General features: G+C 63.6%; 17 protein-coding genes. 5 read left to right on the top strand and 12 right to left on the bottom strand.

All coding sequences use genetic code 11. The features are described 5' to 3' along the window. Positions 1-119: 119 nt before the first annotated feature. The 4 genes from E3N86_RS06420 to E3N86_RS06405 form a co-directional block, all read right to left on the bottom strand. Complete coding sequence (locus E3N86_RS06420; RefSeq protein ID WP_134511592.1) at positions 120-1,646, bottom strand: PTS ascorbate transporter subunit IIC; 1,527 nt, start codon at positions 1,644-1,646, stop codon at positions 120-122. Between the two features lie 42 nt (positions 1,647-1,688). Beyond that, positions 1,689-1,961, bottom strand: coding sequence for a PTS sugar transporter subunit IIB (locus E3N86_RS06415; protein ID WP_134342816.1), 273 nt, complete (start codon positions 1,959-1,961; stop codon positions 1,689-1,691). Positions 1,962-2,025: 64 nt separating this feature from the next. Beyond that, positions 2,026-2,484 (bottom strand): PTS sugar transporter subunit IIA, encoded by a 459-nt coding sequence (locus tag E3N86_RS06410; RefSeq protein WP_134374067.1) that lies wholly within the window; start codon positions 2,482-2,484, stop codon positions 2,026-2,028. A gap of 196 nt (positions 2,485-2,680) precedes the next feature. After that, entirely contained in the window at positions 2,681-3,865 is a 1,185-nt protein-coding gene (locus E3N86_RS06405) for an ROK family protein (protein ID WP_134374069.1), read from the bottom strand. A gap of 94 nt (positions 3,866-3,959) precedes the next feature. On the opposite strand from E3N86_RS06405, the gene E3N86_RS06400 reads away from it, so the two are divergent. Next, positions 3,960-6,008, top strand: a complete 2,049-nt coding sequence (locus tag E3N86_RS06400; protein ID WP_134511591.1) for a transketolase — start codon at positions 3,960-3,962, stop codon at positions 6,006-6,008. 11 nt (positions 6,009-6,019) lie between these two features. Here the strand turns inward: E3N86_RS06400 and E3N86_RS06395 are convergent, their stop codons facing one another. Next, positions 6,020-6,811 carry a GntR family transcriptional regulator gene (locus tag E3N86_RS06395; RefSeq protein ID WP_134511590.1) on the bottom strand — a complete coding sequence of 264 codons (792 nt, stop codon included), beginning with the start codon at positions 6,809-6,811 and terminating at the stop codon, positions 6,020-6,022. 86 nt (positions 6,812-6,897) lie between these two features. Between E3N86_RS06395 and deoD the strand changes: the two genes are divergently transcribed. Genes deoD through deoC form a run of 3 tightly spaced genes read left to right on the top strand, consistent with a single transcriptional unit; the run spans position 6,898 to position 9,782 of the window. After that, positions 6,898-7,662 (top strand): purine-nucleoside phosphorylase, encoded by a 765-nt coding sequence (gene deoD, locus E3N86_RS06390; protein WP_255453039.1) that lies wholly within the window; start codon positions 6,898-6,900, stop codon positions 7,660-7,662. Then, complete coding sequence (locus tag E3N86_RS06385; RefSeq protein ID WP_134511589.1) at positions 7,662-9,068, top strand: MFS transporter; 1,407 nt, start codon at positions 7,662-7,664, stop codon at positions 9,066-9,068. The genes deoD and E3N86_RS06385 overlap by 1 nt, the downstream gene beginning before the upstream one ends. A 9-nt stretch (positions 9,069-9,077) precedes the next feature. Continuing rightward, positions 9,078-9,782 (top strand): deoxyribose-phosphate aldolase, encoded by a 705-nt coding sequence (gene deoC, locus E3N86_RS06380; RefSeq protein WP_134511588.1) that lies wholly within the window; start codon positions 9,078-9,080, stop codon positions 9,780-9,782. Positions 9,783-9,834: 52 nt separating this feature from the next. Here deoC and E3N86_RS06375 read toward each other — a convergent pair whose 3' ends face one another. The 6 genes from E3N86_RS06375 to E3N86_RS06350 all read right to left on the bottom strand — a co-directional run bounded on the left by E3N86_RS06375 (position 9,835) and on the right by E3N86_RS06350 (position 17,658). Continuing rightward, positions 9,835-10,869: an NADPH:quinone reductase gene (locus E3N86_RS06375; RefSeq protein WP_134511587.1), complete on the bottom strand. Its 1,035-nt coding sequence runs from the start codon at positions 10,867-10,869 to the stop codon at positions 9,835-9,837. Between the two features lie 151 nt (positions 10,870-11,020). Next, positions 11,021-11,857 (bottom strand): G5 domain-containing protein, encoded by an 837-nt coding sequence (locus E3N86_RS06370; RefSeq protein ID WP_241981787.1) that lies wholly within the window; start codon positions 11,855-11,857, stop codon positions 11,021-11,023. A 207-nt stretch (positions 11,858-12,064) separates the two neighbouring features. Continuing rightward, a complete protein-coding gene (locus E3N86_RS06365) occupies positions 12,065-14,965 on the bottom strand; it encodes a DUF3427 domain-containing protein (RefSeq protein ID WP_134511586.1) in 2,901 nt (966 codons plus the stop codon). Then, on the bottom strand, positions 14,962-15,360 hold the full coding sequence (locus E3N86_RS06360; RefSeq protein ID WP_134511585.1) for a (deoxy)nucleoside triphosphate pyrophosphohydrolase: 399 nt from the start codon (positions 15,358-15,360) through the stop codon (positions 14,962-14,964). The genes E3N86_RS06365 and E3N86_RS06360 overlap by 4 nt, the downstream gene beginning before the upstream one ends. A gap of 187 nt (positions 15,361-15,547) precedes the next feature. Beyond that, on the bottom strand, positions 15,548-16,843 hold the full coding sequence (locus tag E3N86_RS06355; RefSeq protein ID WP_134511584.1) for an exonuclease domain-containing protein: 1,296 nt from the start codon (positions 16,841-16,843) through the stop codon (positions 15,548-15,550). Beyond that, a complete protein-coding gene (locus E3N86_RS06350; protein ID WP_166785034.1) occupies positions 16,840-17,658 on the bottom strand; it encodes a nuclease-related domain-containing protein in 819 nt (272 codons plus the stop codon). Before E3N86_RS06350 ends, E3N86_RS06355 begins: the two co-directional genes overlap by 4 nt. A 158-nt stretch (positions 17,659-17,816) precedes the next feature. On the opposite strand from E3N86_RS06350, the gene E3N86_RS06345 reads away from it, so the two are divergent. Further along, entirely contained in the window at positions 17,817-18,800 is a 984-nt protein-coding gene (locus E3N86_RS06345) for an NYN domain-containing protein (protein WP_134511582.1), read from the top strand. A gap of 49 nt (positions 18,801-18,849) precedes the next feature. On the opposite strand, the gene E3N86_RS06340 is transcribed toward E3N86_RS06345, so the two are convergent. Further along, the gene (locus E3N86_RS06340) at positions 18,850-19,353 is read right to left on the bottom strand and encodes a cupin domain-containing protein (RefSeq protein ID WP_134511581.1); all 504 of its coding nucleotides are present in this window, start codon (positions 19,351-19,353) and stop codon (positions 18,850-18,852) included. Between the last annotated feature and the right edge of the window lie 11 nt (positions 19,354-19,364).

Here is a 19,364-nt window from a genome sequence, read left to right as displayed (position 1 = left end):
CCAACGAGCGAATCTCACTGCTGATGACTGGGGCGTCAGCCGCGAAGCAGCCCCCACACACGATGAGGGCGACCCCGCACCGCGGGGCCGCCCTCTGGCGAAACGTAGAGCCGGTGAAACTAAACGGCCTCGGCCGCCGCTTCCTTCTCCGCCTTGCGACGAGCCTTCTCGGCGTCGAGAACGGCCTTCTCGGCCGCCTTCTCCTCCGCGATCCAGACGTCGCGCTTGGCCCCGGGCACCCAGCCCTTGTCGACAACACGGATCTGGTAGACGATCGCGACGCTGACCAGCACCACGGCGATGAGGATCGCGAGGATGACCCCGAGTCCGCCACCTACGCCGACGCTGACACCCACGAGGGTGCCGAACCAGCCGAAATCAGCGTCACCGAAGGTGCTGTTGGCGAAGCCGAAGTCGCCGAGAACCAGTAGCAGGATGGCGGGCAGGATGGTGATGATCACGCCGTTGACGAATCCACCGATCATCGCGCCGAGGCGACCGCCGGTGGCGTTGCCGTAAACACCAGCTCCACCTCCGGTGAAGAAGTGCGGCACCATACCGGGCAGGATCAGCGCGAGCCCGAACATCGGGTTCAGCCAGATTGCCAGCACACCCAGCGCGATGAGGCCACCGGCGAATGAGCTCAAGAAGCCGATGAGCACTGCGTTGGCGCCGAACGGGAACACGATCGGGATGTCCAGCGCGGGACGCGCACCGGGCACAACCTTCTCGGCGATACCCTGGAACGCGGGAACCAGCTCGCCGAGTACCGTGCGCACACCGTAGAGGATGACTGCGACACCCACACCGAACTGCAGGGCCTGTGCAAAGGCCGCCATGATGAACGCGCCGGCGTCGGCGGAGCCGAAGATGTCGAGTGCCTCCTGCATGGGAAGGGCGATGAGGCCCCAGATGGCGAAGACCAGGTAGATGAGCACCATCGACAGCGCGGTGGCGACCATCGAGTCGCGCAGGAACTTAAGGCCCTGCGAGAAATTGACGTCTTCGGTCGACTTGCTGCGACGTCCCACGGCCTGGCCGGCCGCACCGGCGGCGATGTAGCCCAGGGTACCGAAGTGGCCGATCGCGATGGTGTCGTTGCCGGTGATCTTCTTGGTCCACGGGTGCACGAACGCGGGCATGACCACCATGATCACGCCGAGCAGCAGAGCGCCGATAATGACCACGAGCCAGTTGGCGCCATCACCGAAACCGACGGAGAGCACCACGGTGAGCATCGTGGCCATGAAAACCATGTGGTGACCGGTGAGGAACACGTACTTGAGGGGCGTGAAGCGGGCCAGGGCGAGCATCACCAGGAACCCGAGGGTGAGCACGTAGGCGCTCTGGGCGCCGAACTCCTCCTGCGCGATGGCGGTGATGACCTCGTTGGTGGGGATGACGCCCTGGGCACCGGTCACCGCGAGGATCAGTCTGCCCAGCGGGTCGAGGGAGCCCACCACCACGTTGGCGCCGGCACCGAGGATCAGGAAGCCGAGCGCCGCCTTGAGAGCACCGCCGATCACCTGCCCGGAGTTGCGCTTGAGCGCCATGAGGCCGATGGCGGTGATGATGCCGATCAGATAAGCCGGCACATTGAGAATCTGCTGTCCGATGAAGTTCAGTACGACGACGAGCCACTCCATTGTGGGAGCTCCATATTCTGTGAGAAGGGAAGGTGAGAGGGGTTACTCGACGGCGGCGGTGAGCTTCTCAGTGATCTCCTCGAGATCGAAGAAGTTGTTGATGACGATGACCTCGGCGGGAACATCGCCGAGTTCTTCGGCCAGCTCCGCCGAGGTGAGCACGATCTCGGCCGTCTGAGCGGCACCGCGAGCCACGCCCATATCGGCGGCCTCGACATCCGCATCGATACCAAGCTTCGCGAGAACCTTCTCGGCGTTCATTTTCAGGAGCACGGACGTACCGATGCCCATTCCACAGACGGCGACGATCTTCATGGGGTGCCTTTCGATTGGGTGAGATCAGAGAGTAGAAGAGTGGGGTGGATGCGTGTGCCGCGCATTACGCGACTGCGGCGAACCCGCCGAGCACGGCGCGAACGTCGGCCGGACTGGTGGCCGAAGTGAGGCGATCCATGGCCGAGCTGTCGGAGAGAACACCGGCCAGTGCGCGCATCACGGCGAGGTGAGCGTCGTGGTCGACGGCGGCGAGCCCGATCACGAGGTTGACGGGGTCGTTGGCCTTGTTGCCGAATTTGACGGGCGTGGCCAGGCTCACCCAGCTGAGTCCGCCGGTGAGAACCGCCGGAGACGGCCGGGAGTGCGCCAGGGCGATGCCCGGGGCGATGACGATGTAGGGGCCGTGCTTTTCGACAGCGTCGATCATCTCGTCGGTGTAAGCATCCGTGGTTGCTCCACCCAACACGAGGCCGTCGCCGGCGAGACGGATCGCGGCACGCCAGTCGGCTGCATCCGCCTGGGTCACGATGGACGACAGTGCTTCGGCGAGGTTGAGTGCCACGAATGAACTCCGTTGTTTGGATTCGATCCACCCCTGATTGCGAGGGCGATTGGGATGAGTGTACAAGCTTGAGCGACCTTTTGTCTATAAATGTACTAAAGTTTTTGAAATTGACTCTCTAGCGTCGCCAAATAGCGTCGTGGGCAACGAATGGCGGGCGCGGCCAGTGTGGGAACTGCCGAGGCTCCAGCGCGAGTTAGATCGACGGAACGAGCGGGGAGAGACCGGGCAGGGCGCCACGGGTTAACCGGCTGATGCGGTCGGCCTCGAAGAGTGCGTCCTGGGCGATGAGCGAGGCTCCCGTGATGCCTGCGATGTGGCCGAGCCGGGATTTCTCCACCACCAGCCCCTGCAGGGCGAAGTCCCGGGCGCCGGCGAAGATAGCGTCGCGGATGGCGCCGAGGAAGGGCTCGCCGGCCTGGGCGAGGTTGCCGCCGACCACCACGGCCTGCGGGTTGAGCAGACCCACCACGTGCGCCAGGCTCTGCCCGATGGCGGTGCCGGTCTCGCTGAGCAGCCGCCGCACCTCGGGGTCGCCCTGGTTGGCGAGGCCGACGATGTCGTTGCTGGTACGCACCCGGTAGCCCCGGCGCTGCAGCTCGCGGCGGATCACCGCACCGCTGGCGCTCGTCTCGAGCCGTTCGGTGCGGGCTCCGCCGGAGCGCACCGGGCTGAGATCGCCCGCGCCTCCTCGGGAGCCGTGGTAGATCGAGCCGTCGAGCACAAACGCCAAACCGACCCCGATGCCGGCTTTGAGCACCGCCACGTCTCGGTATTCGCTCCAGCCTCGCCGCGCCTCGGCGAGCGCCATGATGTTCACGTCCCGGTCCACGGCGAATACGGCATTGTCAAAGCGGCCGGCGAAGTAGTCCTTCACCAAAACGCCGTCCCACTGCGCGTCCACCTGCCCGGTGGCGAGCCGCCCGGTCACAAAATCGACCGGGCCGGGCACGCCCACGCCGATCCCCACCACGTCGGCGCGGGTCTTGCCGAGCCGATCGAGCATGTGGTCGAAGACCTGGCCGGCCCATTCGAAGATCTCGGCCGGCCCCTCGCTCAGCCCGATGTCGGCTTCATCCTCGCTGAGGATGGTGGAGACCAGGTCGGTGATGGCCAGCCGGGTGTGCGATCCACCAATGTCCACGGCGAACAGCAGGCCGGCGTGCGGATTGACCGCGAACTCCTCGGGCGGGCGGCCGCCGCGGGAATCGAGTTGCCCCACACTCACCACGATCGACGCGAGCAGCAGTTCGTCCAGGCGCCGCGCCAGGGTGATCCGCGACCAGCCGAGCTGGTCGATGAGGCCGCTGCGGGTGGTGGCGAGGCCGGACCGGATCAGACCGAGCACCACGCCCGAGCCCGTAGATAAAGTGTGAGCCATCGAATCCTTACCCCTCCGACGCATCCGCGGGTGCACTTCACACTCGCCGGATCCGTTATTGACTTAAGTACATTTGTATACCAAAGTGTCTTCCATGGCTACCGAATCAACAAATCCCACGTCAACGACGACGCAGCCCGAGCTCGACACCCGCGCTGTCGCGAGTGCCCAGGCCCTGGCCGCCCACATCGTGCAGGCCAAAGGACATGGACACGGCGGCACCGCCATGGCATTGGCGCCATTGTCCCACGTCTTGTTCTCCCGAGTTCTGCGTCACTCCCCCGCCCACCCCGACTGGCCCGCCCGCGACCGCTTCGTTCTTTCCGCCGGTCATGCCAGCCTTCTGCTCTACACCCAGCTGTTCTTCACCGGCTACGGCCTCACCCTCGACGACCTCGCCAAGAGCCGCTCCCTCGGCTCCAAGACGCCCGGACACCCCGAGGTGCACCACACCGTCGGCGTGGAGATGAGCACCGGACCGCTCGGCCAGGGCGTCGCCTCCGCCGTGGGCATGGCCATGGCCGCCCGGCACGAGAGCGCCGTGTTCACCCCCGGCTCCACCCTGCTCGACCACACCACCTGGGTGCTGGCGGGCGACGGATGCCTGCAGGAGGGCGTCTCCGGTGAGGCGTCGAGCCTGGCCGGCACGCTCGGTCTCGACAACCTGGTTCTCATCTGGGACGACAACGGCATCACCATCGACTCCAGCACCGCCGACACCTTCACGGAAGACGTGCGCGCCCGGTACCGGGCCTACGGATGGCGCGTGCTCGAGATCGACACCCCCAACGACCTTGATGCCCTCGAGGCCACCCTCCGCGCGGCGGCGGAACGCACCGGCCGCCCCACCCTGGTTGCTCTCCGCACGGTCATCGGTGCCCCCTCCGCAAAGTTCGGCGGCAGGTCGGCCGCGCACGCGGGCGGCTTCGGCGCCGACGAGCTCGCCGCGGTGAAGACGACACTGGGCTTCGCCCCCGATGCCACCCTGCAGGGCCTCGTCGCCCCCGAGACCCTCGAACACACCCGCGGGGCGCTCACCCGCGGCGACGAACTGCACCGCGAATGGGAGGCCGACCTGGCCTCCTGGAGCACCCTCGACCCCGAGGGGGCAGCGCGCTGGATTGCCTTCCGCGGCGGCGAGTTCGACACGTCTGCTCTCGACTCGGTCAAGGTCGGCAGCCCCGGCGACCTGATCGCCACCCGCAAAACCAACGGCGCCGTGCTCCGCGCCCTGCAGGGCGCAGTTCCCCTGTGGGGCGGCTCCGCAGATCTCGCCGGCTCCACCACCGTAGAGGTCGACGGCGACCGTTTCTCCGCAACCAACTCGGCCGGCGAGTTCATCCGGTTCGGCATCCGCGAACATGCCATGGCGGCCATCCTCAATGGCATCGCCCTGCAGGGCCCGTGGCGCCCGTTCGCCTCCACCTACCTGGTCTTCAGCGACTACATGCGCCCGAGCATCCGTCTCAGCGCCCTGATGGGCCTCGGCGCGGTGTACGTCTTCACCCACGACTCCGTCGCCGTCGGCGAAGACGGCCCCACCCACCAGCCCGTCGAGCAGATCGCGTCGCTCCGCACCGTTCCGAGCCTCGACGTGGTGCGCCCCGCCGACTCCATTGAGGTCGTCGCCGCCTGGCGTCGCATCCTCGCCTCCCCCGACCGGCCGGTCGCGCTCATCCTCAGCCGACAGGATCTGCCGGTGCTCGAGAGCAGCGACACAACTCCTGCAGGCGTCACGGCCGGCGGCTATGTGCGCTGGCAACACGGCGACGGTGACGACCTGGCCATCCTCGCCACCGGCAGCGAGGTCCACCTCGCGATCGATGCCGCCGCCCGCTTGGCAGAGGAGGGCATCTCCGCCCGCGTGATCTCCCTGCCCTGTGCCGAGTGGTTCGCGGAGCAGAACGCCGACTACCGCGAGTCCGTGCTGCCGGCGGCCCTGCGCGCCCGGATCGCCGTCGAGGCGGGCCGCGGCGATGCCTGGTACCGCTGGGTTGGCCTCGACGGGCGCTTAGTGTCGATCGAGAAGTTCGGCGAGTCGGGCAGCTGCTCCGAGGTTCTCCGCCTCCGCGGCATCCACCTCGACGCGGTCATCAATGCTGCGCGCGCCACCCTCGCCGCCCCCGCACTCGTCACCAACTAAGAAAAGCAGTACTAGTTGGGGTTATGTTGCCTGACCGACAGCGACCCGTGGCCGGGCGCGACGACACATTTTGCGGCGTAGATCGGAACTCCGCCGTGCTCCGCTGTCTGGGTGAGGATGAGGACCGCCGCTGACGGCCCTATGTTCAGCAGTTTCGCTCGCGTGGGGCCAGCGTCGGTTGCGACGATCTGGCACACGCTGTTTGTGAAGACGTGGCCGTTGGCCTGCATGGATGCGAGGAGTGTCCGTGGTTCGGCGGCGATCTTGGAGAGTTCGGATGCGATTCGCGCGCTCACATCACTGAGGTAGCGCCCAGCGGGGAGATGCTCTTGAACAGTGGCAACGGGAACGCCATCCTGCAGCAAGACGCTCTCGCGGATCCAGGCGTTGGCAGCCGGGTCGAGCGAGAGCCGGTGGGACACGAAGTCTGTAACCCCTTCCAACTCGAAGCGCACCGGCTGGACAGTCAACGTCATGTTCGGGTCGGCTAAGGCGACCTCAAATGGCCGCAGCTGCTCCAGTCCTCCGTGCGGGATGAAGTCCGTTACGAATCGTCCAACTCCGCGACGGGTGACCAGTAACCCGTCTTCTTCGAGGAGCATCAGCGCCTCGCGTACGGGTGTGCGGCTGACGCCGAGCATTGCCGAGAGCTCTGTTTCCCTCGGCAGCATTTCGCCGAGCCGGAACACACCAGAGCGGATTCCATCTGCGAGCCGCGTGTAGACGGCGACTCGAATCGGCTGGCCGACGGTGAGGTAGAGCTGCTGGTGAAAGAACGGGTGCGGTTCCAAACGGGTCGTCACGAGACCTCCTTGTCACCCCGAACGTATCACATTTGATATGCTACCTGAGAGGTATAACTTCATACTATTCAGACGAAGGGGTCAACATGAGTTCAACCACCACGAGGGTCGGATCACCGTCAACGATGAAGGGTCTGCATCCCCCCACGAACAGCACGCCGCACATTGATCCGAAAGGGGTGGACATCGCCGAGACGATCCTCCTTCCGGGGGACCCGCTGCGAGCGAAATTCATCGCCGAGACCTACTTCGACGACATCCGATGCTTCAACGAGGTTCGTAACATGTTGGGTTTTACGGGCACTTACCGGGGGCGTCCCGTGTCCGTAATGGGCACGGGTATGGGCATCCCCTCCATCTCGCTCTATAGCTATGAGCTGATCCACTTTTTCGGGGTCAAGAACCTGATCCGGGTGGGCACCTGCGGCGCCATGCAGAAGAACATGGAGCTCTACGACGTAGTTATCGCCCAGGGCGCGTCGACCGACTCCAACTACCTGCACCAGTTCAACCTGCCCGGTTCATGGGCGCCGCTGTCGTCGTACAGGCTGCTCGAGCACGCCAAACGGATCGCCGACGAGCGCGGTCAACGCACCCACGTGGGCAATGTGCTCTCGTCCGACCTGTTCTACGGCGCCGATCCAGACGCCATGGGGAAGTGGATGAAGATGGGCATCTTGGCCGCCGAGATGGAGTCGGCAGGTCTGTTCGCCAACGCCGCGGCCGGGGGCGTCGATGCGCTTGGCATCTTCACTGTTAGCGACCAGCTCGTCACCAACGCCAAGACCACCCCCGAGGAACGGCAGACCGCCTTCACAGGAATGATCGAGATCGCGCTGGAACTGATCTGATGAGCAACGCGACTCACGCCAAGCGTCCAACTCCGGTCTTCAACCCGACCCGGGCCGTCCCCATCCTGCTGTTCCTCTTCGTGTTTTCGCTGGTGCTGGACAATGGCTTCAAGTTCATGTCGCCGGCGCTGGCGCTGGATCTCAACCTGCCCGTCAACACTGTCAGCCTGCAAGCCACGCTGACCGGCATCCTGATCGGTATCGGTGCCGTGGTGTACGCCGCGCTGGCCGACTCGATCAGTATCCGGAAACTCATCATTTTCGCGATCCTCGTGATGACGATCGGGTCGATCGTCGGCTTCATCTTCCAGGCCAACTTCTGGCTGGTCCTAATCGGCCGGCTGATCCAGACCGCCGGTCTGGCGGCCGCCGAGACCCTTTACGTGATCTACGTCACCAAGCACTTCAGGGGCGACGAGCAGAAGAAGTACCTGGGCTTCAGCACCGCAGCCTTCCAACTGTCGCTACTGATCGGCACCGTCGGCAGCGGCTTCATCGCCACCTACATCGGCTGGGCGGCCTTCTTCCTGGTCACGTTGCTTTCCCTGCTGACCATCCCGCTCGTGCTCCGCACTGTTGCTGCGGAGGAAACGAACGACAGCCACGTGGACGTGCTCGGGCTCTTCCTGATCGCGGTGTTCGCCACCGGCATCATCCTGTTCATGCAGAACTTCAACCCCTGGTACCTGGTGCCAGTCGTCGCGGGGCTGATCCTGTTCATCTGGCACATCCGAACCAACGACAACGCCGTGATCACCATCGCGTTCTTCGCCAACGCTCAATACTCGCTGATGATCATCGTGGTATTCGTCATCTACTCGGTCCAGCTCGGCTACACCTTCCTCTTCCCTTTCCTGGTATCCGACATCTACGGCTACAACCTGGGTGAGGTCTCCCTGCTGCTGATCCCCGGCTACATCGCCGCTGTGATCGTCGGCTCGGCCACCGGCAAAATCGCCCGGTTCCTCACATCCAAGCAGGCCATCACCACGGCGTTGATCGTGATCACCGCCTCGATGCTGATCCCGGCTCTGGTGGTGGACAAGTGGATCGGGATCTTCGTGATCTCGATGGTCTTGTTCGGCATGGGCTTCGCGTTGATGTACGGCCCCCTCGTATCGACCGCCATTGGGCGGGTGCCGGTCGAGAAATCCGGTATCGCCATCGGCTTCTACAACCTCACCATCAACATGGCAGTGCCGATCGGCATCGCCTACACCGCAACCCTGATGGACCTGAAGCCCAACCTGCTCGGGGGCATCGCCGGCACCGACTCGGCGGCCACTTACGGAACGGTGTTACTGATTCTCGCGGCGGTCGCCGCCCTCGGCCTGGTGCTCTACCGCGTCTTCGTCGTGGTCCTGGAGCGCCGAGGCGAACCCGAACCCGCACCCGTCACCAACTAAGGACACACCATGATTTCGACCCCCACCGTCCCCCTCAGCGCCGCCATGGTCGCCCAGCACATCGATCACACCCTCCTGAAGCCCGAGGCCACGGCAGCAGACGTGACCGCACTCATCGCGGAGGCCGTCAGGCTCGGCACCTACTCGATCTGTGTGTCCCCGTCGATGCTGCCGCTCAGCATCCCCGCCGGCACCGACCTCAAGGTCGCGGTCGTCTGCGGTTTCCCCAGCGGCAAGCACCACTCCGCCATCAAGGCCGCCGAGGCCGCCCTCGCCATCGAGCAAGGAGCCGACGAGATCGACATGGTCATCGACATCGGTGCCGTCAAGGCCGGCCGTTTTGAAGACGTGCAGGCTGACATCGCGGCCGTGCGCGCGAGCGTTCCGGCACCGCAGGTACTCAAGGTGATCATCGAATCCGCTGCGCTGACCGATGCCGAGATCGTCGGCGCGTGCCAGGCATCCGTCGCCGCGGGAGCCGACTTCGTCAAGACCTCCACTGGTTTCCACCCCGCCGGCGGAGCGACCGTGCACGCGGTGCGCCTGATGAAGCAGACCGTGGGCGACCGAGCCGAAGTCAAGGCCTCGGGCGGGGTACGCAGCTTCGACGATGCCCTGGCCATGATCGAAGCCGGCGCGACCCGGCTTGGTGTCTCGGGCAGCGCGGCACTGCTCTCCGGTGCGTCTTCGGCCGAAGGCGCTGGCAGCTACTGACAACCGGCCGGGCTCGCACCTTCCATCTTGTGTAAGCCCGGCGCGCATGTTCTTACCGGCCCGCCGAGACGTCGATCAGCACCTTCCCGACAACGCCGCTCTCGACCAGGGCATGGGCATCCGCCGTGTGCGCGAGGTCGGTGCGGTGCAGGGGCAGCCCCGCCGCCTCCCCCACAGTCAGTGCGCCATCGACGAGGGCCGCGGTGATGTCCTCGGCCGCCGCCCGAATCACGTCGGCACCCACCGTGTAGAGCAGCACGAACTGGTAGCGCACGTTGAGGCTGAAGTGCTGGCGCACGTCGAGCGTCACCTGGTCGCCACCGTTGTTGGCATAGACCGCGATCGACCCCCGATTACGGATGACGGCCAGGTCCAGCCGCGCATTCTGGGCCGGCGCGACCTCCACGATCAGGTCCACCCCCTCCGGCGCGATCGCCCGGATCTGGGCGACGACATCCGGGTCGGTGTAGGTGAGCACGTGCTGCGCGCCGGCCGCCGTGGCGAGCGCCGCCTTCGCCGGACCGCTCACGGTCGTGACAACGGATGCCCCCGCCCACCGGGCCAGCTGGATCGCCGCGTGCCCGACCGCACCAGCTCCGCCGGCCACGAGCACCACCTTGCCGGCGAGGGCACCCGGGTGCAGCCGCCGCGGTCCGTCTTCGGCCACCGTCAACGCGCGGTACGCCGTCATTGCCGGCACTCCGAGGCTCGCGCCCTGGTCGAAGCTTGCATTCGCCGGCAGCACGAAGACGCGCTCCGCCGGAAGCACGGCATGCTCCTGGGCCGAGCCACTGTTCGCGCGCTGGTACGCGGCGAGCACTAGCCACACCCGGTCGCCCACGCCCACGTGCTGCACCCCGGAGCCGACCGCCTCCACGATCCCTGCGCCATCCTGGCCGGGTACGACGTCGTCGAACGCCAGCGCCTGGCCCGGTGCCGAGCCGCGCCGTGATTTCCAGTCGGTGGGGTTCACGCCGCTGACCACGATCCGAATTCGCACCTCGCCGGTTCCGGGTTCGGTCACCGGCCGATCGACGAGCTGAAGCACGGACGGGTCACCGGTCTGGCTGTACACAATTGACTTCATGTCAGGGGTAACGCTGGTGGGGGTGGAATGTTTCCTCTGTTATTTCCGATAGCTGATGCCAGTCGCACAAGGCGCTTCCGAAGTGCCGAACCCAGCCCGTCCTGACTGATCTCAGGAGATATTGACGTACCCCGAGCATGTCGGCCAAAGGTCACTTGTCACATGCGATCCCATCACCGTCACGGTCGAGGCCGTAAACATCAGTACCGACGATACGGAGCGGTCCATCTACGTACGCCGGGCCGTCGCCGCTGCCGCCCTCACAGTCGACGTCGCTGGAATTCGGTACACATACGTCCGCGTAGTTCGAATTGCAGGGGTCAATCGGATCAGGAGCTGGCGGGGCCGGCTGGCGTGACCCGACAGAGGTCACTTCAGATATCGGCTGCAGCGTGACCTCTTCACGTCTGACCTCTCGGGATACTTCCACGCCGTCGACGGATTTGACGAGATAGGTTGTGGTTGTCTCACCGTTAGCACCCGCAGTTGTGATGGCCGAAGCACCCACATCGATGTTGGGATCTTCAACCGAAGTGACCTCAAATGGAATGGCTGCTACCAGCTGAACTTCCGACTCGGTCTTGACCGGAGTGGGAGTTGGGCTTGGCTTCACGACTTCGTCAACTTGGACCGAACCCGAAGCCGACTTGGCCACGCTGGCACTGTCGGGCGTTTGCGGGCGCGTCACAGCATTAACCCCGGTCCCTACCAGCATCACCAGGAGTCCCGCTCCCAGCATGACTGCCCCGGCTGATCTGGAGCGAACCCGAAAGGACTTTGCGGAGCCAGTTACAGCCGCGTAGATCCCGACAATGGCAGCGACGAGGCCGATCAGCGCGATGATCGACCAGAACGCTCCTCCGATAATGGCCACCACACAGAAAAGAGCCAGGATCGCGATTCCGCTCCACCGCCAACGGAGGGCGATTTTTCCGTTCGGCTCCCGCAAACGATCAACGAGTGGGCCGAATGTGCCTTTGAGGCTCATCGCGTCGCCTCGAGTTCGGGACCGTCAACGTTGCTCAGAAAAGATGAATCGATGGCAGAGACGAGCACATTGACCCCCAAGGTCAGTAGACACGACAGAAGAATTCACGTTATCGCGCCGGTCCACCTCAAGTCGCGCCCCACTTAGGGGCGAAATTTAGGCCCTCGCCCAGCACTGTTGCAACGGGAACGAGGCTAGCGAAAGCAGTTAAGCCACTTGAGCCGAAGCCGCAAAGTACTCGTAGAGGCTCGACTCGATTGGGCTCGCCAGGCCAAGCGTCATGGAAACCACATCATGTCCGCTCTCTCCGGACATTTTTGTCTGGCGAGCATCCTGCGATCTTGCTCTGCCTAGATAGTAGAAGTCAGTTCCCTCTGCATCGTCTTTCTTGGCGAATACGTGAAGCGGGAGACGATTCTCTACAATCGCTTTCACCTCGCCACTCGCGAGCGTTCTCCTGCTTCGGGTGTACCACGTCAGGGTTGACGAGTTGAGGAACTCATCTTCGTACTTCGTGCTCTCGGACACGTCTGACCCCTTGTGGTACGTCACAAAAATGGGGCAACTGTTCGAGAAATAGTCGACCTTATATCCGTAGATGGTGCTCTGCTGATTGGACTGCCAATTGAGTAAACGGCAGACATCTTTACGAGAGTAGCGTTGACCGATTTCAAGCTGTCCGCTCCACTTGTATCGGTGGCGCGCAAGATACAGTCCCGCGTCAACGACATCGCGAACGTGCATTTGGAAGAGTGGGCCTGCACCCCATGCCTCAACAAATTTCTCGCTGAGGTGGTAGGCCCCATCATGAAGATAGACGATCGGGGCGGCACCGAACTTCGTGGCTTCGGCTTCGGTAAAGAAAGTTAAACTTAATACGGCCAGGACGGAATCGAGAGTCGCCTGATCGCTGGCCAGCTCGCTCCCCCCAAGCTCAGTTTGATAGTCCTCAACCGTCACTCCGCCAGAACGTGACAGCAGCTGGTCAAGAAGCAGCAGCTCATGGGGCCGCTTTCCGTTGAGTAGTTCTCCGGAGAGGAAAGTCAGGACCGCGTCTTCGAAGGCGTCGGCCGAGGCATCTGTTGCCCCGACCTTATTGAGAAATCTCCAGTAGTTTTTCTGCTTGGTCGCAATGACCGTCGGGTCGACGGTATCAAAGCGGGCAAAGTCCGTGAGTAGCGGTGAGCGACCCAGTCGGTTCTTGAGATCGACAAAGGATTTCTTGAGGTTTGACATGCTGTCAAGAGTTGTCGTCGCGAGGGAAGCAAAGATCTTCTCTCTCGAAATCGCATCAAAATTAACGCTCGAGAGGCCAGCTATTGCGCCAGCTTCTTGTGCATCGATGATCTTCTTGCGGATCGCATCCTTGTTGAGGGTGCTGTCACCGAAAAGCGCGATAGGAATCAAGTAGTTGTTGTCATAGTTGCCAATGAAGTCAATCACCACGAGGTGGCCCTTGCCGGCAGCCTTGCGCAGCCCTCGACCCAACTGCTGCGTGAAAACGATGCTCGACAACGTTTGCCGGAGCATGACCACCTGGTTGACCGAGGGGATGTCAATGCCCTCGTTGAAGATGTCGACAGTCGCGATGTAGTCAAGTTCACCGCGTTCCAGCATCTGCACAGCCAGCTCCCGCTCCTCAACCGAGTGTTTCCCACTCAAGGCGCGAGTTCGAAGTCGTTGCCCGTGGACATCGCGCTGGTTGAGAATTCCAGAGAGTTCGGCCGCTTCGGCATTCTTACTGCAGAAGATCAACTCTTTGACCGGCACACCAGCGTGGCCATACTTCTCGATGGACGTGATCAGATGGTCAACTCGCTCAGGCGCGACCAACCGGCTGAGGTCCGCTACCTGGTCGATGACTTCGCCGTTCGACTTTATGTAGTCCGTGACGCCGTAGTAGTGGAATGGCGCCAACATGTCGGCCTCGAGCGCTTTCTGCAAGCGGATTTCGTACGGCACGTTGAAGTCGAACAGCTCAAACACGTTGAACTCGTCCGTACGTTCTGGAGTTGCCGTCATCCCGAGAAGAAAATCCGGCTCGAGGTGATCGATAAGTGTGCGGTAGCTAGCAGCGCCAGCGCGGTGGACTTCGTCGATCAGCACGTAGTCAAAGGTGTCAGGCTTAATTGCGAGAAGATTCTCTGGCCGAGAAAGCGATTGAATTGATGCGAACACATAGCGCCGATCGAGCTCTTTCTTCGATCCGACGAACTTGCCGAAGTCGCTGTCCGGGGCATTGAGTACGCGCTGAAACTCATCAATCGCCCGGTCCAGAATCTGCTCACGGTGCACGACGAACAACATACGTTTGGGCGCGTAGGCACGAACGTCGAGCGCGGAAAGGATTGTTTTTCCTGTCCCGGTCGCCGAAATGACGACTGCACGGCTCTCCCCTGCGTCCCGCAAAGCCTGAATCTCAGCGAGCGCTTCTACCTGCATTGAGTTTGGGAGGATCACTCCTCCCGGCAGCGCATCACCGAGCGATTCAGTCCCTGGCGCTCCTCGAAGAGGGTTGTTAGGCTGCGGAGTCCACGTCAGTGCGTACTCATCGATCCATCTCCGCGTCAAGGCGGTCGAAGCATCCATATGCGCCTGGACTGCGCAATTCAGCTGCTCCACGATGTCCCCATCGGGCAGAGCCGAGAAGCGCAGATTCCATTCCTGGTTTCTCAGCAGCGCCGAGGCTGTCAAGTTGGAGCTGCCTACGATCGCTGTGGTGCTCGACTCCTGCTCGAATATGTAACCTTTCGCGTGGAACCCAGCGGCGGAGTCTGGATACACGTAGACATCGACGCCATCGAGGTTGAGGAGTTCACGGAACGCGGCAGGCGAGTTGAAGCCGAGATAAGTAGAGGTGATGATTGTGCCCGTTCCTCGGTAGTCGAGGAGTGCCTGTTTGAGCAGGGCGATCGCGCTCGGCGCGATGAACGCGACGGAAAACACGAAATTGCACGATCGTTTCAGCTCATCAAGGATCGCCTTGAGCATCGTCTGGCCATTGGAATTCGACACAAGAGCGGGATGGAAGACCTGGTCGGACTTGACGTGTGAATCTAAGAATCCAAAAGCGTTGTCGAGCGTTAGTTGACTGCGAGTCTCACTCAAACCAAGAAGTCCTTCATGACTCGCTCGACCGCAGGAATGTCGGCGGGGGCCCACTCGAGCTCATCGAGTTCGGCGGCTTGCACCCAGCGAAGCTCCGAGTGCTCTGTCAGGCGAGGTTCCTTACCGATGAGCGAGCAGTAGTACGTCGTTAGGACGACGATACCGAAGTCGTACTCGTGCTCGGTGGTTTCGATATGTTCGCCAATTTCTGCAGAGCAGAGTAACTCTTCTTCGAGTTCGCGGAGTAACGCTTGCTTCGGTGACTCGTTCGACTCAATCTTGCCTCCGGGGAACTCCCACATACCGGGCAACGACATTGTCGAACTCCGCTGTGCCGCAAGGATTGTCTGCCCTCTGGTGAGGACGGCGCCGACGACTTCGATTCTTTTCTTCAAGTGCTTACTCCGTTACTTGGCCGTCGATGCGTATTGCCAGCTTAGCCAGCGGCGGTGAGCCGCTCGTGTCAGGTTGGTGAGGCCAGTAGCTCCGAGCAAGACCGCCATTTCGCCTCCTACAAGTGCCCCGCATGGCAAACTGTTGGCTCCTCAGCGATCACGGCCGGGTGCGGATCGCGCTCGGTGATCAGGAACGACGCAGCAGGGAGCTCAACCCTGCTTCGCTCACAACGGGGATGCCATAGTCGCGAGCCTTGCGCGCCTTGCCCGACAAGGAGTCGGGGTCGGCCGCGACGACCAGACGGGACTTCTTCGTTACGCCGGCTCCGGGCATATACCCGTGCTGCGTGAGTTCGGCGTGCCAATCGGCACGCGGCCGCAGCATCTCCCCGGTGAGAACGACGATGTCGCCCACGGTCAGCGCGAAGCGCTCCGGCGACGCGACAGCCACCTTCACGGTTCCGGCAACCGGCGGCGCCACCATCGCAGTCGCAACCGCCGCGGCCAGAAGCCCCAGCAGCTGCGCCACGGTGACGAGGTCAGTGATTTCGGCCTCGGTGAGAACCATGTCAGCCCAGGCGAGTTGCACGAGGTCGTCGAAGTAACGTTCGTGCAGGGCCGCGCAGGTGGCGCGACCGATGCCGAGGTCTTCGGCGAGTTGCACGAGGGCCTGCGCCTCGTGCGTTGACAGCTCGCGGTCGAGCAGGGCGAGGTCAAGGAGGGCGAGGTAGTCCAACTGCTCCGCCGGCCCGGCGAACTCGGGAAGCTTCACCGTGATCCGGTCGAGCCATGATGCGGCCTTGACCGGTCCGGCGGGGGCAACATCGTCGCGGGACACCCACTCCGACGCCTCTCCTTGGAAGGGTGGCCAAGGCAACGCGGCGGCGTCGGCCACGCTGCGAGCCCAGCCCGGGGCATCCGGAGCCTCGGCGATGTAGGCGCCCAGTAGTTTGGCGGTCGCTACGGCATCGGCCAGGGCGCGGTGAGCGTCGACGAGGGGGATGTCGTACGCGGCACAACAGTCGGAGAGCTTTCGGCCGGAGCCCGGAAGGAACTCGCGCGCCAGCTGCATGGTGCAGAGCACCTCGAGCCCCAGCTCAGCTTCATAGTCGAGCCGATCCAGCTCCGCGAGCAGGAATCCGGTGTCAAACCGCGCATTGTGCGCTACCAGCACTCGCCCTGAGATGAGCTCAATGAGCTGGGGTGCGACCTGCTCGAAGGTCGGCGCCTGCATCACATCGGCCGCGCGGATGCGGTGGATGTCCTGCCTGCCGAGGTCGCGCCCGGGGTTGATCAGCGTGTCCCATCGGCCGGTGATGCGACCCTTTTCATCGACGTGAACGACGGCAACCTCGATGACCCGGTGACTCGACTTCGAGAACAGCCCTGTTGTTTCGAAGTCGATGACCGCATACCCCTTGCCGCTGCCGGCCAGCGCTTCGCTCTCATCCCTGTGCGCCGGTCGGCGGTGCAGACCGTTCATAGGGCGGCTCCCATCAGGATGCTTACGATGACTGCTGACACTGGAGGTCCTGCCACAAGCAGCGCAGCCACGGATGCCACGAAGCCGAACACTCTCCACTGCGTCCGCCGCGTCTGCGCCGCGAGAACCTCGGCATCGAGCGCGTCGAAGCGAGCCAACACGTTCTCCGTGGGAGGGAACAGCGGGGCCAGCCACGTCGCCGGGTCGTCGATGACCGCGGCGAGCTCCGCCAGGTCACCGGCGTTCAAGACCACGGGACGCTTCACAATCCAGCGACTCAGGGCAGCGGCGGTCGTGACTTTCACCTGTTCCGGCGTCACCTTGACGGTCAGCGACTTGGGGTTGACGAGCGCGAGTACGGGTTGCGCGGCCGGGAGCAGCGGCATCCGTTCTCGCAGTAGCTTCGTAACCCGCCCAGCTTCGTATTCGGCGTTGCGGATGTAGGGCTGCTTCTGGCCGGACACCATCAGGCCCCGCCCGGCCACCCAGACGGTCTTGCCCGCGTGGTGTTTCGTGTTGATGGTGAAGATGCCGCCCGGGCCGATGACGATGTGATCGATGTCCGAGCCCTTCTTGCCGATCGGAAGGGCGTGGAAAGACGTCCACTCCGAAGGCAGAGTCGCGAGGATCTGGCCGACCACGATCTCGCCTTTGGCACCCAGATACCAGCTGACGCTGTCCCTGCGCAACGGAGAGTTGCCGCAGAACCGCGCGAACGTGCTGCGCGGTGGCGTATCGGCGTGCTGCCGCAGCAACTCCTCGATGACCGCCTGGGCCGCGAACTGCTGCCGCATTGTTTGCGCGTGAATAGTCATGGTTACCCCGTTCCCCCTCGTCGAATCTAGCGGCTGCGGTGGCGTGGGCAGCAGCCCCAGAACGGGCTCGCAACGCTCTCCACCCATCTCTGAGAGACTGACTGGCGGGGGGACTGGCGCGATGCTCGTCACCGGCATCGACCCAGGAGGAGCACCGGATGGCTGAGCAGTCCCGCGAACGAGTCGGCGTCTACCTGGACTTCGACAACATCGTCATCTCGCGCTACAACCAGTTGCACGGCAAGAACCAGTTTGCCAAGGACAAGGCGCGCAATCACGTGTCGTCGAATCCCAGGGCCGACGCTGAGGTGACCGCGCGCATCCACCAGGCCATGATCGATGTGGGCGCCGTGCTGGACTATGCATCGTCGTTCGGGTCAGTCGTGGTCAGTCGCGCCTACGCCGACTGGTCGGCGGCGGTCAACGCGAGGTACCAGCGCCAGCTCACCGACCGCGCTGTCGACCTGACGCAACTGTTCCCGACCGTCTCGTCGCTGAAGAACGGCGCGGATATCCGGTTGGCCATCGACGTCGTCGAGGACGTGTTGCGGCTCACCGACCTCACCCACGTCGTCATCGTCGCCGGAGATTCCGACTACGTCCCGCTCGCCCAGCGCTGCAGGAGGCTGGGCCGCTACGTCATCGGAATCGGCGTTTCCGGCTCGACGAGCAGTACGCTCGCGGCCGCCTGCGATGAGTTCGCCGACTACGACTCCCTGCCCGGTGTCACGAGTGCGGCAACGCTGATTTCGATGTCGACCCCCTCGGCCCCGACCCCGCCAGCGCCCCCGATCCCGCCGGCCAAGGAGGTTCCATCCAAGAAGACGGATGCCGTCGCATCCGTGGCTCCGCTTCCTCTCGTTTCGGCCGCGGTGCCCGCACTCACAACCGATGCCACGCCCACTGCCCGGAAAGCGGCGACTCCGCTGCTCCTGCGAGCGATGGAGCTGCTGGCGAAAAACGATCAGGAGTGGCAACACGCATCGGCGCTGAAGCTCCAAATGAAACGAATGGATCCGTCATTTCAGGAGCGGGCGCTCGGCTTCACCCAATTCTCCGATTTTCTGAAATCTCGGTCTTCGGTCGTTGAGGTCGAGCAGAAAGGTCCGGCGAGCCCGGTTCTGCTTCGCCTGCGAGCCTGAGCCGGAGCCGGGCGGTCTCTCACCAGCGTCGAGAGGGGTCGTCGGTGCCTCAGAACACGAACCCGTGCCGCTGCACCAGGAGCATGGTGGCCTCGAAGTCGACCTCGCCGCCGTATTCGGCCGCCAGCGGCGGAAGCGTTGCCGGATCGTACTCGCCCCCCGGTTCGGCCAGCTGGCGGAAGAGCTGTTCGATTCCGCCAGGCACGATCAGCTCGAGCACCCGCAGAGGCTCTTCGCCGGCATTCCAGAAGGTGTGCCAGCGACCCCTCGGCTTGAAGACCAGGTCGCCCGGCGAGGCAACGACTTCGTCGCCGTCCTCGAAGACTCCGAGCCGCCCGGCAAGCGCGAGACTGTACTCGTCTTCCCGGCTGTGCCGGTGGATCGGTGCCGCGAGGGTGCGCGGCGCCAGCAGGTTTTCCACGACCGCGATTGCTCCACCCGAGTCAGCACTGTCAATGAGGTACCGGTCCAGAGCGCTGGCGTCTCCGGTCGACTCGATGTCGCGGGCAGTCTTCACACGGATGCCGGCCGACCCGGCTCGGTTCACGTTCATGATTCCTCCTC

Origin of the sequence: Cryobacterium sp. Hz7, assembly GCF_004402815.1 — a bacterium.
Classification (GTDB): Bacteria; Actinomycetota; Actinomycetes; order Actinomycetales; family Microbacteriaceae; genus Cryobacterium; species Cryobacterium sandaracinum.
The sequence above is the reverse complement of the archived record's forward strand: the minus strand, read 5'-3'. Positions and strand labels throughout refer to the sequence as shown.